Genomic DNA, 16,355 nt, shown 5'->3' with positions numbered 1-16,355 from the left:
CCGCTCGCAAAAGTACCTTGCGGGAAAACACGCTCAGACATGGGCGGCCTCCCTGGATGTTTGCTGCGCCGCGCTCAGGATCTCGCTGGCACGCTGCGCCTCTCCCAGCAGCACCGGCAGCGGGGGGATCGCCAGATCCCATTCAATCAGGGTGGGGATGGCGCGCTGCTGGCAGACCTGCTCGTAGAGCGCCCAGACGGGCTCGGCCACGGGGGTGCTGTGGGTGTCGATATAGAGGGGCCCCTGAGGCAGGTGCTTCTCGGTAAAACCGGCCAGGTGAATTTCGCCGACCGTGTCGAGGTCGATAGTCGCCAGATAGTCGTCCACCTCCAGGCCGTGATTGACCGCGCTCACATGGAGGTTGTTGAGATCGAGCAGGACGCCGCAGCCGCTGCGCCCAGCCAGCTCGGCCAGAAACTCGGCCTCCCCCATCTCCCCCGCCAGTTGCAGGTAGGAGGAGGGATTCTCGACAAGCAGTTGTCTGCCCAGTGTCTGCTGCACCCGATCTATCTTGTCGCTCATGTGCAAAAGAGCGGCCCGGGTGTAGGGCATGGGCAGCAGATCGTTGAAATAGCGCCCGCCGATACTGCCCCAGCTCAGGTGCTCCGACACCCGCACCGGCGAGATGGCCGCCACCAGGGCTGCCAGCTGGCGCAGGTGCCCGGCATCGAGAGGATCGGCGGAGCCCAGCGACATGCCGACTCCGTGAAGGCTCACGGGGTAGTGCCTCGCAAGCTCCGCCAGCACCTCGAAGCCCTGGCTGTGGCGCTCGAAGTAGTTTTCGCTGTGTACCTCAAGCCAGCCCACTCCGGGCAGGGTGTGGCGGATCTCGTCGTAGTGCGGGGGGCGTAAACCGATACCGATCAAGGGGTTCATGGCTGGGCTCTCAATAGATAGGGCCATGATGTGGCGGGCGCCACACCATGGCATGCGGCTTACTTGGGTTGCAGGGACCCACCAGCGAGCTTCTCGCACAGCCCCTTGGGCACCACCACGAAGGCATCCCCCTGGGCATCCATCTTGGCAGTGCCGGCGCAGGATCCGCCCTTGGTGGCGCAGTCGTTCTTGCCCGCCTTGACCACGCCGTAGCACTTCTCCTTGTCATCCGCAGCCATGGCCGGCGCGGCGATGAACTGGGCACCCAGGGCCAGCAGACCCGTCATGGCAGAGGCGATGGCAGTACTTTTTTTCACGTTCATGTCTCTATTCCTTGTTGTCGAGAGTGATGTCTCCGGCGCATCTCATCCGGCTACGTTCAATAGAACCGGACGAGGGGGGAAAAGATTTCCCAAAAAACGGCATCAACTCGCTATTAATAAACAAGAAATCGGTAACCATCTGATTTAAAGGCATAAAATACGATGAAAAAAACAGGACGACGAGTGCCTCCCCCACGGTGCTCATGGCCGTTGACCACGTCACTCGCCGTCCACCCCTTGTCTGCTTTGCACCCGAGGGGCCTATAGTGTCTTGAGTCCTTCCACCCAAAGGTGTCCCATGAACGCTCCCCGTCCCTCCAGATGCACCCTGTCGCTGCCCATCTTCATCCCGGGTCTGCTCTTCATCCTGGCGCTGCTGGCCATCTGCTCCCTGGCCCCGGAGGCCGCCGCCCGCTTCTTCGGCAGCGGCCAGAGCTGGATAGCCCAGCACTTCAGCTGGTTCTATGTGCTGGTGGTCGGCATGTTCCTGATCCTGCTGCTGGTGATCGCCTTCAGCCACTTTGGCAACATTCGCCTTGGGCCGGACGATGCCCGCCCGGAGTTCAGCTTCACCTCCTGGCTCGCCATGCTGTTTGCCGCCGGCATGGGGATAGGGCTCATGTATTTCGGGGTGGGCGAGCCCATGAGTCACTTCGTCTCCCCGCCCCAGGCGACGCCCCTGACCCAGGTGGCCGCCCGCGAGGCCATGGTCACCACCTTCTTCCACTGGGGCTTTCACGCCTGGGCCATCTACGCCATCGTCGGCCTGGTGCTGGCCTACTTCGGCTTTCGCTACAACCTGCCCCTGACCATCCGCTCCGGCCTCTATCCCATCTTCAAGGAGAAGATCCACGGGCCGCTCGGCCACGCGGTGGACGTCTTCGCCCTGGTGGGCACCATCTTCGGCATCGCCACCACCTTGGGCTATGGCGTGATGCAACTCTCGGCGGGGATCACCCGCCTCACCGGCATGGACACCTCGGGGGAGCTGTTTCGCTTCGGCCTCATCGGGGTCGTCATCGCCCTCGCCGGCATCTCGGCGGTCACCGGTCTCGACAAGGGGGTGAAGCGCCTCTCCGAGCTCAACCTCTTTCTCGCCATCGTGCTCCTGCTGTTCGTGCTGGTGGCCGGCCCCACCCAGTACCTGCTGGGAGCCCTCTCGGAGAACATTGGCAACTATGTCTCCTCTTTAAGCCAGCTCACCTTCCGCACCTTCACCTACAGCGAGACCCGCCAGGCGGGCTGGTTCGGCAACTGGACCCTGCTCTACTGGGCCTGGTGGATCTCCTGGTCCCCCTTCGTCGGCCTCTTCATCGCCCGCATCTCCCGCGGACGCACCCTGCGCGAATTCATCCTCGGCGTCCTGTTCGTGCCCACCGCCTTCAACCTGCTCTGGATGACGGTGTTCGGCAACGCCGCCATCTGGGCCAGCCAGCATGAGGGGGGCACAAGCCTCATCGACTCGGTCGGCAACATCGACACCCTGCTGTTCAACTTCTTTGACCTCTTGCCGGGAGCGGACATCACCTCGGCCCTCGCAGTGATCCTCATCAGCGTCTTCTTCGTCACCTCCGCCGACTCGGGAGCCTTCGTCATCGACAACATCGCCACCCAGGGCAAGGAGGGCTCACCGGTCTGGCAGCGCCTGTTCTGGGCTCTGCTGCTCGGGGTCACTGCGGGTACCCTGATGAGCACAGGAGGGCTGGCGGCACTCCAGTCCATGACCCTCATCGCCGCCCTGCCGTTTGCCTTCATCATGGTGCTGCTTTGCCTCGGACTCTGCCGCGGCCTTGTCGCAGACAAGGAGCACTCGGCCAGGCGCCTCTCCCCCGCCACTGACTTCTGGAACGGCAAGCAGTGGCGCACCCGGATGGATCACCTGCTGCGCCCCTCCACCGAGCAGGAGGCCCGCGCCTTTGTGGACAAGGTCGCCCTGCCCGCCCTGACGGCCCTGAGTCAGGAGTTCGCTGCCCGGGGCATCACCAGCCGGGTCGAAGAGGGTGGGCCGGATCAGTGCCATCTGCTGGTGCCCCAGCAGGGTCGCCGGGACTTCTGCTACGGGGTGCGCATCGAGGCCCGCCCCGCCCCCGCCTTCAACCCCCTGGAGGCGGCCCACAACCACGATCCCGAGGCCCGCATCTTCGAGCCCATCACCTATTTTGCCGATGGCCGTGCCGGTTACGACATCCAGTACCTGACCCGGGACGAGCTGAGTGCCGACGTCTTGCGCCAGTACGAGCGCTATCTGGTGCTGAGCCAGGACGAGGGGCAGGATCTGCTGAGCAGCGCCCCCGAACATACCCAGCCAACCCAGGGAGAGTGATGACCAGGCAGGGATCAAGTCAGCTCCCCGCCCACAGCTTATCGCCGGGCACACTGGCGGCGAGAGCTGCCCCCACCACCCATCACAACAGAGAAAGGGGCCCCAGGGCCCCTTTCTCGTCACTGCCTCAACCAGCGTTGGTGTCAGAGCCTCAACCGGCTCAGGCGGTTTTCACGCACTTCTGGATAAAGCTGTTCTTGGCCGCCCCGGCGAGCTTCTTGTCCGCCGCCGCCTTCTCGCACTGGGTCGCCTTGTCAGCGGCCCCGTCCGTCTTCAGGCACTTTTGCACGAAGCTGTTCTTGGCCGCGCCAGCCAGCTTCTTGTCGGCGGCCGCTTTCTCACACTGGCTTGCCTTGGCACTGGCGGAGGCATCCTTGACGCACTTGCCCACAAAGCTGGTCTTGGCGGCGCCCGCCAGCTTCTTCACCGCCGCCTGGGCCTCGCACTCCTGCTGCGCGCCAGAGGTCGCGCTCTGGGCTCCCCCCATTCCCATGCCCATGACCGTCACACACAGACTCAACACCATCAGGATCCGCTTCATATGTCACACTCCCATCGTTCTATCCATTGTGGTTAGCCCCCACTCACGCGGGCCAAACGAGGCACCCTTGCCTCGCTGCACTATAGTCCCCCTCCCCCGTGACAACAAAATGCCCCTTCCTTGCCGACAATCCCCTCCCAGCCCCTCCCTCCGGCCACCCGGCGCCTTCACTTCAATTGTTGAGCTGGCGCAAAAATCCCGCGCTTCCTTGCGGTTGCGTCAACTTTTGACTGGTTTGCGTATGAGGCTTGAGGATATGCTGGTCATTCGGCGCCTACAGCACCATCCGGGCCCCGCCCGCTGGTTAATGGAGCGCATTGGAAGCTGTAATCCAGGGGCGGTAGCGTTGTTTGTGTTAAATGCATCTGACTCAGAAAGCAACTTCCCCATATTTTTTGGGATGATAAATACAGTACCTGAATAAATACACCTTTAATTGAATTATTCATTAAATTTACCCCCATGGCTTTCCAGTTATGTAATGTATATAAAAACCAACCACTCCAGAGATTTATATTAGGATTTTAACATGCTGCAGTCGTCATTAAGATTAACAAGAATTAATTTAAAAAACTTTAAAGCCTTCGATGAAACCAGTGTATCCTTCCCGCAAAAGATAAATTTAATAATGGGTGAAAATAGCTCAGGAAAATCATCAATAATAAAATCAATTATTGCAATGAAGCAAACATTCTCAGTTACAAATGAATATGAAGTTTTTGCAGCAAACGGTGATTACGTAGAACTTGGAATTTATGGTGACTATGTTCATTCACATGATGACAAAAAAGACATTACTTTTGGATTTGAGTTTCATGGCGAGAAACATGAGCAAGAAATGACTAGGTGGTGGTCATCATCTCATTTTGATTTTGAGTACGACCCGGAAGATTCGAGCGAGTTGAAAGAGTATGAGCGCCCCCTATCTAGCTTAATGGAAATCACTTATGACAAAGACTATAAAACAAGCCAGGCTCGCCTTAAATCTATCAAAATAATTTCTCATATAAAATCATATGGTCAGGCACATTTTCATGTGGAACGAGCAAAAACCAGAAGCCACTACTATTTGAAGACGGATCGTAGTCTAGTTGATTGGATAATAGACAACCATGAGCATATCGATATAGACAAAAATAAATTATCCGATTTTTTACTAAAAAATTACTTGAGAATAGAAAAAGAAAACAGAATTGATTTTCAGTTGATGTACCCATCTCCACCATTTGATTCTCGCTCTGACACATATGAGTTAAGTTCTCTTTCAGATGAACTCTTTGACATGTTCAATGAATCATTGAAAAAAATGCTATCTATTTTAGATAGTAATACATACTATTTGGCACCTATTCGCTCCAGCCCTCTTCGAAGCTACAAACGTTCATCACATAGTAAATCGATCGGTATCAGTGGAGCTTACACAGCGAGTGTATTAGCCAATCTACAAGCTGCAGCTTCAAGAGGTTCGACTATCGAACGAGAAAAACTCGAGAAATTCAATACTTGGTTAAACATTATATTCCCCAATACAAAAGTAAAAGCCCAAACAATCGATGAACTTGTAAAAATAAAACTAGAAAATAATAAACTCCAAAGCGAAGATACGATTACCGATGTTGGGTTTGGTTTCTCTCAAGTCTTACCAATATTGATTCAGGGGGCATTATTAAATCCAAATGAGCTGTTAATAATAGAGCAACCAGAATTACACTTACACCCAAACGCTCAATTTTTATTCGCCCAGGTTTTATGTTCAATGGCAAATGGCGGAGTACAATTATTAATAGAAACCCATAGTGAACATTTACTTCGTGGAATACAGTTAGAAATTTCCAAACACCGCATACACAGCTCTAAAGGTATTAGCCATAAAGACATAAACATCATGTATATAAATAAAAACAAAAAAGACATTAACTATATACAGGTGAATGAATATGGTGAAATAACATCAAATTGGCCATCTGGATTTTTAGATGCTGCATATAATGCAACAATGGAAATCATGAAAAACAAAAGTGTGAAGGTAGAGTCATGATTTGTGCCATCAGCCCTTCATCCATTACTGAAATAATGCTTAACAAGCAGATTAACTCAACGGCAAATGCGTTTAAATTTGTTTTAAGCCCTCAATACATTGAGCATATAAAGAACAAATTCCAAAATGACCCAGCACGCTTGGATTTATTTAATCAGTGGTTATTATATCGAGCAAACTTTGCAAACAGAGTCAGATACATTGATGAAAATGAAGTTCTTAAATATTTCAACATCACCTGTGACGATGATATTTATGCATCTTGCGCCTACTTTGCAGGTCATTTTATTTTTGATGAAAAAACAATTAAATGCCAATCTTACATTGACTATGGAATAGATGTCAGTAGTATAAGCAACTATCAATCATTTCTTGGTCGTGGTGATAACCCACTTTTTGAGCAAACAATTTATGACGGTGGTTCGGACAGCCCGCTACAACTGAGCAAATATTTTAAAGGTGAAACCAATGTTATTTTTATCGACAACTACATAAACAGCAAATCAATTGAGTTTATTAAATATGTTATCATGGGGTTGTGTCATGGCGCCCAAGTAACTGTAATTACAAAAAAGGCGTCATTTACTAAAAGCTTCAATAGTTTACATCATAATATAAAAGCAGTGAGAAACGACCTAAATATCAACTATTTTTATCTTGATAACGATAAAGAGTTCCATGATAGGCATATATATATAGGGGATAGAATATACATTCGAGCCACATCAGGGCTTGATGCATTTTCATTTCACGGCTTATGGTGTAACAGAGAAGGAACCTTTAGTGTTTATGATATTCATGAATACATTCCTGTAAAAACCTTTGATGTAAAGGACCAACATGGAAACTTAACCTCTATGAAAATAAAGAAAATTTGAGTTTAACTTAAATATCTGTGAAATCTGGGATGGTGATAAAACCTGGGGCACCCACCTTTCTGAGCCAGCCGTTAACTGGCTATATCTCTCATCACACACTGATCTTCCTGGAACCTGATAAATACCTTGTACACCAGCGACATTTACCCAGCGGGGTTGCGTGTTCAGACATGGCGATGCCCCAAACAAATGCCAAAGGAGTAAAACGGGATCTATCGGATTAACACGGTGGCTGATGGCATCGTCGTTGACCACAGTGCTGGGCGAATTGCTGGCAAAAAGGTGGGCAAAAAGGTGGGTGTCCCAATTTGGAAGTCCAAAAACCATCCCGCACGGGATGGTTTTTTATTGGATGGCTTGAAAGGCAGGGACCTTCTTACCACCGCCCTTGGGGTGGCTGCTGGTTGCGCGACTCCACCATGGCAATGAGGATGGCCATCAGGCTCGATATCAGCATCAGCCCCATGGCGATGGGAAACGTCACCAGGATGTAAGAGAAACGCCCGATCTCTGCCGCCGGAGAGTCCGATAGCATGATCATTGGCAGGGGGAAGACCAATAACAGGGCCAGGTAAAACATGATCCTGGCGATCATCAAGGGGGTCTTGAGGGACTGGGTCACTATTTTTCGGTACGGCCACATGATGGTTTGCTCCCTGCACTGTGGTGTTGTTGTTGTCGATATGCCGCGCCGTCGAGGCATCTGCGGCCCTGCTCGTCCATGAAGGGTGTCAAGCAGTCCCCTGATTAGCAGCCACGGCAGACCGGGTCAACGGGCCACGGGGGGCTGGAAATGACCCACAGACAGGGTTGTGCTGCCAGGGGCGAGAATAACAACGAGAGTGCAAACCAGATTCGTAAAAATGTCGCAGCAATCACTGTCGGTGCACTTTCTGCCAGCAGGTTGTGAGGCACAACCAAAACGGGGAGTTGCGCCGTGGGCTGCGCTGTGATGCCCCCTCCCAGGCAGAGCGGTGCCCTGCGTGCGGCTCGGGTTCCCCGGCCTGGATGGCTTGGCTCTTGCTACTCAATCTGGCTACTCAATCTGACTAACCGGTCTGGCAGCACGGCCTTGATGGTGAGCCTTGATTACGCACGCTATACACGCACACTGGCTACGTCGAGCCAGTGTGACTGCGCTAGTCAGTTGCAGGCCGCTCGCCGGGCTGCTGCGCCCCCAGCAGCGTGGTGCCGTAGGAGTTGTCCACCGTGCAGCGCCACTGCCCGCCGGGCTCTTTGCGAAACACATAGGTGGCGCGGCGGGTCTCGTCCACCATGCCGCCTTGCGCGTCCGGGTAGCGCAGCCGGGTCTCCATGATCACCAGGGCGTTGTCGGCCCCCTCGATCACCTCCATGGCCCCCTGGGTCACCTCAAGCCGGCCGTCAAAGTAATCGGAGATGGCCGTGAAGGCGCGGCGGATGGCGGGAATGCCGCGCGCCACCATGCCGGGTTTGACCACCAGGGCGGCGTCTTCGGCGTAGAAGGTCATCAGGGCGTCGAAGTCGCGCCGGGAGATGGCGGCGTCACAGGTCTCGATCAGGGTGCGAAGGGGATGCGGGCTCATGCCGTGCTCCTTGTTTCAGGGGTATACCGGACATCAATACCGGACATAAAAAAATCCCCCGCTCTCGTGAAAAAGCGGGGGATCGTCAGCGTCTCATGGCGGCTTAACCGAGCAGGAAGGTCTTGAGGCGGCCAAAGTCAGCGGGCAGATCGTGAGACAGGAGCGGCAGCGCGGCGTGCTTGGCGAGCGGGCCCGGCAGCGGCACATCCAGATTCAGGATCTCGTCTACCGACTCCTTGAACTTGGCCGGATGGGCGGTGCAGAGGAACACACCGACCTCGTCTTGCCCAAGCTGCTCGTTCAGCAGATCCCAGGCAATCGCCCCGTGGGGCTCGCACAGGTAATCCAGCTGATGCAGGCGTTTGAGCGCGTCGCGAGTCTGGGCATCATCACGCATCCCTGAGCCCAAGGTTTCCAGCGCCCAGCCCTTGCGACGGCACAGCTCTTCCACCCGCGGCCAGTTGTTGGGGCGGCTCACGTCCATGGCGTTCGACAGGGTCGCGACTGTCTGGTGCGGCTCCCACTGGCCGGTTTTCAGGTAACGCGGCACGGTGTCGTTGGCGTTGGTGGCGGCGATAAAGCGCTTCACCGGCAGCCCCAGCGCCTTGGCGATGAGACCCGCGGTGAGGTTGCCGAAGTTGCCGGACGGCACGCTGATGACCGCCTTGGCGCGATCGGCTTTCGGCAGCTGGGCCACGGCTTCGAAGTAGTAGCAAACCTGGGCCAGCAGGCGGCTGATGTTGATGGAGTTGGCGGAGTTGAGGCCGATGGCGGTCTTGAGCCCTTCATCGTCGAAGGCATCTTTGACCAGCGCCTGGCAGGCATCGAAGTCACCGTCGATGGCGAGGGTGCGGATGTTGCCGCCTAAGGTGCAGAACAGCGCCTCCTGCAAGGGGCTTATCTTGCCCTTGGGGTAGAGGATCACCACTTCAATCCCCTCCAGGCCGTAGAAGGCGTGGGCCACGGCGGCACCGGTGTCGCCGGAGGTGGCGGTGAGAATGGTGATCTTGTCATTGGTTCTGAACGCAGCCAGACACTGGGCCATGAAGCGGCCGCCGAAATCCTTGAACGCCAGGGTCGGGCCGTGGAACAGCTCGAGGGCATAGGTGCCGTCTTTGAGCTTCACCAGAGGCGCCGGGAAGGTGAAAGCGGCGTCGATAAGCTCGCTCACCTTGGCAGCCGGTACTTCGTCACCCAGCAGGTGGCTCAGGATGCGGGCCGAGCGCTCGGCCAGCGGCAGATCCAGCAGGGCATCCACGTCGGCCAGCGGCTCCAGGGTCTCTGGGAAGAAGAGCCCCTGCTCGCGGCCCAGACCCTGACGCACCGCCTGGGCGAAGCTCACCTGTTCACTCTTGTCCTTGATGTTGTAAAGATTCATAGCTCGCTTCCTGTTACCCGTGCCCCGGCCATGTCCAGTTTGCAGACCCGGGCAAATCCATCTTCATTGCGCACGAAGTGCGCTTCCATCCACTCTTTCATGCGTTCGGCCTGGGCCAGATCCTTCATCACCACGAACACGGTGGGACCGGACCCCGAGATGCCGGTGGCCAGCGCCCCGTTCTGGGCCCCCTGGGCCCGCACCTCGTTGAAGCCTTCAATCAGGGCCGCGCGATAAGGCTCGGCGATGACGTCTTTCAGGACGCTGGCGGCCAGCCCTTCCTGGCGGCTGTAGCTGGCATGCACGAAGGCGGCCAGCCGGCGGCCATAGGTGAGGCAGTCCTGGCGGCGATACTGGGCCGGCAGGATGGCGCGGGCGGCGGCGGTGGAGACCACGGTGCCCGGGTAGCAGACCACCCAGTACCACTCGTCAAACACCGGGATGCCCTGGCTGATGACGCCCCCCTCCTCCAGCACCAGCTGCATACCGCCCAGATAACAGGGCGCCACGTTGTCGTAATGGACGGAGCCGGAGATCTTCCCTTCCATCTCTCCCATCAACAGCAGCAGGTCGTGTTCATTCAGGGGCGCACCGTGGAAGGCGTTGAGCCCTTCCAACGCCGCCACCACGCTGCAGGCGCTCGATCCCAGGCCCGAGCCCACCGGCAGGTTCTTCTCCAGCACCATTTCCAGCGGCTTGAGACCAAGGCCGCGCTTCTCAAGCGCCTCGCCATAGGCGACCCAGCAGTCGTGGAGGATGTTCTTTTTCGGGTCGTCCGGCAACTTGTGGGCGTAACGGCCAACGGAGGAGAGAGCGAAAGGCACCTCTGCCGATTTGACCTGGACGCGGTCACCCAGCAGGGAACCATCCACGGGGGCGAGCGCCGCCCCCAGGACGTCAAAGCCCACGCTCAGGTTGGCGCTGGAGGCCGGGGCATAGGCCACCACGCTGCCGCCGATTTCTACATTCGGGTTCATCTCTGAACTCATGTTACAGCTCCTGCTTCCAGTTCTGGGTGCGCAGCACGTCGGCGAAGACACCGGCGGCGGTCACTTCGGTCCCTGCGCCATAGCCGCGCAGTACCAGGGGGATGGGCTGGTAATAGGTGGAGAAGAAGGCGAGCGCGTTCTCCCCGTCTTTTACCTTGAACAGGGGCTCGTCGCCACCCACCGCCTTGATGGCCACCTTGCACTTGCCACCCTCGATGGAGCCGACGTAACGCAGCACCTTGCCTTCACGCTGGGCCGCCGCGAACTGGTCGCGGAACCAGCCGTCGGCCTCGGGCAGGCGGGCCATGAAGGCTTCCACGTCGCCGCTCACGTCAAAGCCCGGCGGCAGTGCCTGCTCCACCTCCACATCGGAGAGCTCCAACGCCATGCCGGCCTCGCGGGCCAGGATCAGGAGCTTGCGAGCCACGTCCATGCCGTTCAGGTCATCGCGGGGATCCGGCTCGGTGAAGCCGTTGCCGCGGGCGATCTGGGTAGCCTCGGAGAAGGCCATCCCCTCGTCCAGCTTGCCGAAGATGAAGGAGAGCGACCCGGACAGGATGCCGTCGAAGGCGCGCAGCTTGTCACCGGCCTTGATGAGGTTTTGCAGGTTCTCGATGACCGGCAGGCCCGCGCCCACGTTGGTCTCGTACAGGAACTTGCGGCGGGTTTGGCGGGCGGTGCGACGCAGCGCCTTGTAGTAATCCAGCGACCCGGTGTTGGCCTTCTTGTTCGGGGTGACCACGTGGAAGCCGGCCCCGAGGAAGTCGGCGTACTGGACGGCCACGGCTTCGCTCGAGGTGCAGTCGACGATCACCGGGTTGATGAGGTGGCTCTCTTCCACCAGCTTCTTCACCGCCTCCAGGCTGAAGCTGCTCTGGGCTTCCACCAGCTGTTCACGCCAGTTGGCGAGGGCCAGACCATCCTTGTTGACCGCCATCTGGCGGCTGTTGGCGATGCCGACCACCCGCAGACCGGTGCCCTGCTCGGCCAGTACCGGCTGCTGGCGGGCAATCTGATCCACCAGGGCCGCACCGACGCCGCCTACCCCGACCACGAAGAGATCGATGAACTGCTGGCTGCCAAAGAAGTTCTGGTGGCACGCCTTGATGGCTTCCGCCACCTTGCCGGAGCGCACGACCGCGGAGATGGAGCGCTCGCTCGACCCTTGCGCGATGGCGACGATGTTGATGGAGGCCTGGGCCAGGGAGGTGAAGAAGCGCGCCGCCATCCCTTTGGAAGTGCGCATGCCGTCACCGATGAGGGAGATGATGGCCAGATCGGTCATGATCTCGAGCGGGTCCAGCAACTGGTTCTTGAACTCCAGCTCGAACTCGCGCTCCAGCACCTTGCGGGTCTTGTCGCTGTCGTAGCTGTGGATACAGAAGCTGACGCTGTACTCGGAGGACGACTGGGTGATCAGCACGATGCTGACCCCGGCGCGGGAGACGGCGGAGAAGATGCGACCGGCCATGCCCACCATGCCCTTCATGCCGGGACCGGAGACGTTGAACATGCACATGCCGGAGAGATCCGAGATGGCCTTCACCTTCAGATCGTCATCCCCCTGATCGACCCCGATGAGGGTACCCGGACCCTGGGGGTTGAAGCTGTTCTTGATGAGGCAGGGAATGTGGAACTGGGCCACGGGGGCGATGGTCTTCGGGTGCAGCACCTTGGCACCGAAGTAGGAGAGCTCCATCGCCTCTTTATAGGAGAGGGTTTTGAGCAGGTAGGCATCCGGTACCAGGCGCGGGTCGCAGTTGTAGCAGCCCTCCACGTCGGTCCAGATCTCGCAGCACTCGGCATCGACGCAGGCGGCCAAGACGGCTGCGGAATAGTCGGAGCCGTTGCGGCCCAGCAGCACGGTCTCGCCCTTGTCGCTGCCACCGGTGAAGCCCGGCATCAGGTAGAGACAATCAGAGCGCAGGCCCTTGGCGGCGAAGCGCACCCGGGAGGCTTCGATGTCCACATGGGCTTCGAGGTAGCCGCCATCGGTGACCAGCAACTGCTCGGGCACGATGAGATCCAGCTCGAGGCCGCGCACCCGCAAGAGCTCGTGCATGAAGGCGATGGAGAGGTTCTCGCCACGGCTCAGGATGCGGGCCTGGACGTTGTCCGGGCACAGCCCCAGCAGACGAATGCCCTGCATCAGCCGCTCGACCTGATCCAGCTCGGCGGTGAGACGGGCCTGCAGCGCCTTGTCATCCAGCGCGGGATAGGCGGCTTTGAGCCCCGCCAGCAGGCGGGAGAAGATGCCGTTGATCTCGAACAGGGTACTGCTTGCATCCATGCCGCGACTGGTCTGTTCCACCAGGGCGACCAGGTGATTGGTCACCTTGGCCGGTGCCGACAGCACCAGGGCCACCTGGGATTGGCCGTGGGTATTCACCGCGATATCGGCAACCCGCAAGAAACGCTCTGCGTCGGCCAGTGACGACCCGCCAAATTTCAACACTCTCATCGCTATCTCCCTGTATTCCCTGCAAATTGATCTGCTAATTGGTCTAAAAACAATCCAACAAAAAAGGCCCGTACTGGGTGGGTACGGGCCTTTTTCTGATTTCTGTGCTTGTTCGTCAGCGCATCAACCGGCCCCAGTGCCACCTGTGGTGGTACCGGTAATAATGGTGGTGGTGATGACGTTGGTGAATAGCTGCATGACGAACACTCTTGAACGAATCTGGTTGTTAGCAATACCGCGCCCGGCGAGGGGCTGTCAACCTAAACCTCCTTGCCAAACTTGCGGGCAAGGTCTTTGCAGAGCAGATGGAGCATATTGAGATCCCGCTGCGGCAGCATGGGAACCCGGTCCATCACCCATTGATGCAGTTTTTCATCCTGCGAAACTCCGAGTTCACCAAGCAATTCTGCTGTTTTTGATTTCAGCACGCGAACCTGCCCGGCACTCTCGAAATTTTCTGCTACGTCCTGCTCGTCGCTCACTTTCTGGTCATCGAGCAGCGGACTCAGCTCATAGGCATACAGCATGATCGCCTGACCCAGGTTCAGGGACGGGTATGAGACCTTGAGAGGCAGGTAGCTGATGAGATCCACCTGGGCGAGCTGTTCGTTGGAGAGTCCGGACTCCTCGCAGCCAAACACGATGGCCACCTTCTCGAGGGAGGGCTTGGCCCGGATCTGGTCGCGAATGTCCGCCGGGGTGAGGTAGTGCTGGTAGCGGCCGCGCTGCCGGGCGGTGGTGGCGACCACCAGATCCATGTCCGCCAGGGCCTCTTCCAGGGTGTCGAAGGCTTGCGCATCCGTCAGGATCTCCTGCGCCCCGTGGGCAACCCAGCTCGCCTCCTCCTCTTCGTGCACCCGGCTCCCCACCAGTCGCATGGCATCGAAGCCCATGGTCTTCATGGCGCGGGCAGCAGCCCCCACGTTGGCGGCACGGGCGGGCGACACCAGCACAAAATAGAGTTTCATCGGGTTCTCTCCAGGATGGGGCCGACGCCGCGAACTGCGGCGAACCGTCGGCAAAACAGGGGCGCAATCTACCGTTTATCCCGAAATATTGCCACTTGAACAGATGTTTGGATGTTGCCATAGTGGCCTTGGACGCGAGTCCGCCGCCTCAGGGCACTGACGCCATGGGCCCGACAGATCACAAGGAAGAGAGAGATGCAGCAGCCATTGGAGCAGGCGGTCGCCGAGACGATCCTGCAACGTTTTGAGTCGTTTTACAGCCGCTTTCTCGAGATAACCCAGGGCAGCAAGAGCCGTTTCGAGAACAGCGACTGGCTGGGGGTGCAGCTCGCCGGTCGAGAGCGCATCCGCCTCTATGATCACCATGTCGGCGCCACCACGGCGCAGATCAAACAGATGATGGGGGAGCAGCTGCCGACCCAGGCCCTGCTCAAGCAGGTGAAAGGCGCCTTCAGCGACCTCCTGCCCCGCTGCGAGAACTTCGAGGTGGCTGAGTCCTTCTTCAATTCCGTCTATCGCCGCATCTTCCGCCATCGCAACATCCGCGACGAGAACCTTTATATCCACCCCTTCGTGAGCCGGGGTGACAAGCCTGATCTGGGATCCTTGCTGCGTATCTATCGCACCGATCTCTCCCACCTGCCCCAGACCCTGAGCCAGCTGCTCGGAGATTACAGCTTCACTCTCCCTTTCGAAGACAAGCAGCGGGACATCATGGACATCCACCGCCATCTGGCAGAGAGCGGCCCGGCCATCCTGCACGAGGAGCCCTTCGCCATCGAACTGCTCAGGGAAGTGTTCTATCGCAACAAGGGAGCCTATCTGGTGGGGCTCATCCGGGTGAAGGGCGAAGTCTACCCCTTCATCCTGCCCTTGCTCAGCACCGGTCAGAGCATCTATGTGGACACCGTCATCTTCGAGCCGGAGCTTGCCTCCATCGTGTTCGGCTTCGCCCGCGCCTACTTCATGGTCTATGCCCCGGTACCGGCGCTCTTTGTGGCCTTCCTTCGCCAGATCATGCCCCGCAAGCCGGACTATGAAATCTACAACGCCATCGGCTGCCAGAAACACGGCAAGACCGAGCTCTATCGTCACTACCAGCAGCACCTGGCCCAGAGCCGGGAGCAGTTCGTCATTGCGCCCGGCATCAAGGGGATGGTGATGAGCGTGTTCACCCTCCCCTCCTACGATGTGGTGTTCAAGGTAATAAAAGACGAGTTTACCCCGCCCAAGGAGGTGAGCCACGAGCAGGTGAAGGAGAAATACCGGCTGGTAAAACAGCACGATAGAGTGGGCCGCATGGCAGATACCCAAGAGTTCACCAACTTCGAGTTTCCCCTCGATCGCATCTCGCCGGAGCTGTTGGCCGAGCTCAAGGCGGTGGCCCCCTCTGCGCTTACCCTCACCGCCGACAAGCTGGTGATCAAACACCTCTACACCGAGCGCAAGATGATCCCCCTGAACCTCTATCTGGATCAGGCGGACGAACAGCAGACCCGCCTCGCCCTGGAAGAGTACGGCAACGCCATCCGCCAGCTCGCGGCGGCCAACATCTTCCCCGGCGACATGCTGTTCAAGAACTTCGGGGTGACTCGCCACGGCCGGGTGGTCTTCTACGACTACGACGAGATCTGCTACATGACGGAGTGCAACTTCCGCCAGATCCCGCCACCGCGCTACCCGGAGGACGAGTGGAGCGCCGAACCCTGGTATTCGGTGGCACCCAACGACATCTTCCCGGAGGAGTTCGCCACCTTTCTGCTGCAAAAACCCCAGGTGCGGGAGATCATGATGCAGTTGCACAAGGAGCTCTTCGACGCCAACTACTGGAAGATGCTGCAGAGCAACATCAAGGAGGGGATGTTCGAGGATGTCTATCCCTACCGGCGCAAGAAGCGGTTTCGCTTCCAGCGAGGGGGATGACCCGGCATCAGGCACAAAAAGGGACGCCATGGCGTCCCTTTTCACATTCTTCTGCACGCTGGCGCAGGGGCCGCCTGCGACAGCCTTTGACG

The 16,355-nt window shown here is 57.8% G+C and carries 13 protein-coding genes and 1 other annotated feature; of the genes, 4 read left to right on the top strand and 9 right to left on the bottom strand.

The features are described 5' to 3' along the window. Positions 1–33: 33 nt before the first annotated feature. Together I6L48_RS10220 and I6L48_RS10215 are read right to left on the bottom strand one after the other, a co-directional pair. Positions 34–876, bottom strand: coding sequence for a DUF692 domain-containing protein (locus I6L48_RS10220; protein WP_216988021.1), 843 nt, complete (start codon positions 874–876; stop codon positions 34–36). Between the two features lie 59 nt (positions 877–935). Continuing rightward, positions 936–1,199: a DUF2282 domain-containing protein gene (locus I6L48_RS10215; protein WP_010673595.1), complete on the bottom strand. Its 264-nt coding sequence runs from the start codon at positions 1,197–1,199 to the stop codon at positions 936–938. Positions 1,200–1,497: 298 nt separating this feature from the next. Between I6L48_RS10215 and I6L48_RS10210 the strand changes: the two genes are divergently transcribed. Then, positions 1,498–3,522 carry a BCCT family transporter gene (locus I6L48_RS10210; RefSeq protein ID WP_216988020.1) on the top strand — a complete coding sequence of 675 codons (2,025 nt, stop codon included), beginning with the start codon at positions 1,498–1,500 and terminating at the stop codon, positions 3,520–3,522. 160 nt (positions 3,523–3,682) lie between these two features. Here I6L48_RS10210 and I6L48_RS10205 read toward each other — a convergent pair whose 3' ends face one another. Beyond that, a complete protein-coding gene (locus I6L48_RS10205; protein ID WP_139701030.1) occupies positions 3,683–4,063 on the bottom strand; it encodes a hypothetical protein in 381 nt (126 codons plus the stop codon). Between the two features lie 529 nt (positions 4,064–4,592). Between I6L48_RS10205 and I6L48_RS10200 the strand changes: the two genes are divergently transcribed. Both I6L48_RS10200 and I6L48_RS10195 read left to right on the top strand, forming a co-directional pair. Continuing rightward, entirely contained in the window at positions 4,593–6,101 is a 1,509-nt protein-coding gene (locus I6L48_RS10200) for a DUF3696 domain-containing protein (RefSeq protein WP_109113245.1), read from the top strand. Then, on the top strand, positions 6,098–6,979 hold the full coding sequence (locus tag I6L48_RS10195; protein WP_216988019.1) for an MIT C-terminal domain-containing protein: 882 nt from the start codon (positions 6,098–6,100) through the stop codon (positions 6,977–6,979). Before I6L48_RS10200 ends, I6L48_RS10195 begins: the two co-directional genes overlap by 4 nt. A gap of 376 nt (positions 6,980–7,355) precedes the next feature. On the opposite strand, the gene I6L48_RS10190 is transcribed toward I6L48_RS10195, so the two are convergent. From I6L48_RS10190 to I6L48_RS10165, 6 genes are all read right to left on the bottom strand, one after another. Further along, positions 7,356–7,622, bottom strand: coding sequence for a hypothetical protein (locus I6L48_RS10190; RefSeq protein WP_010673592.1), 267 nt, complete (start codon positions 7,620–7,622; stop codon positions 7,356–7,358). A 496-nt stretch (positions 7,623–8,118) separates the two neighbouring features. Then, complete coding sequence (locus tag I6L48_RS10185) at positions 8,119–8,544, bottom strand: DUF4440 domain-containing protein (protein WP_216988018.1); 426 nt, start codon at positions 8,542–8,544, stop codon at positions 8,119–8,121. A 103-nt stretch (positions 8,545–8,647) separates the two neighbouring features. Continuing rightward, on the bottom strand, positions 8,648–9,922 hold the full coding sequence (thrC, locus tag I6L48_RS10180; protein ID WP_128345245.1) for a threonine synthase: 1,275 nt from the start codon (positions 9,920–9,922) through the stop codon (positions 8,648–8,650). Next, positions 9,919–10,911 carry a homoserine kinase gene (thrB, locus tag I6L48_RS10175; protein WP_029314022.1) on the bottom strand — a complete coding sequence of 331 codons (993 nt, stop codon included), beginning with the start codon at positions 10,909–10,911 and terminating at the stop codon, positions 9,919–9,921. The genes thrC and thrB overlap by 4 nt, the downstream gene beginning before the upstream one ends. 1 nt (position 10,912) lies before the next feature. Next, positions 10,913–13,372, bottom strand: coding sequence for a bifunctional aspartate kinase/homoserine dehydrogenase I (gene thrA, locus I6L48_RS10170; protein WP_216988017.1), 2,460 nt, complete (start codon positions 13,370–13,372; stop codon positions 10,913–10,915). A gap of 57 nt (positions 13,373–13,429) precedes the next feature. Next, positions 13,430–13,564: a sequence feature (Thr leader region), on the bottom strand. A 68-nt stretch (positions 13,565–13,632) separates the two neighbouring features. Then, positions 13,633–14,340: a tRNA/rRNA methyltransferase gene (locus I6L48_RS10165; RefSeq protein ID WP_039039357.1), complete on the bottom strand. Its 708-nt coding sequence runs from the start codon at positions 14,338–14,340 to the stop codon at positions 13,633–13,635. Between the two features lie 195 nt (positions 14,341–14,535). On the opposite strand from I6L48_RS10165, the gene aceK reads away from it, so the two are divergent. Beyond that, complete coding sequence (gene aceK, locus I6L48_RS10160; RefSeq protein ID WP_104454506.1) at positions 14,536–16,263, top strand: bifunctional isocitrate dehydrogenase kinase/phosphatase; 1,728 nt, start codon at positions 14,536–14,538, stop codon at positions 16,261–16,263. Positions 16,264–16,355: the final 92 nt, after the last annotated feature.

Origin of the sequence: Aeromonas sp. FDAARGOS 1418 (assembly GCF_019048585.1) — a bacterium.
GTDB lineage: Bacteria > Pseudomonadota > Gammaproteobacteria > Enterobacterales > Aeromonadaceae > Aeromonas > Aeromonas caviae.
Note: the sequence above shows the minus strand (reverse complement) of the source record. Positions and strands in the feature narration are given on the sequence as shown.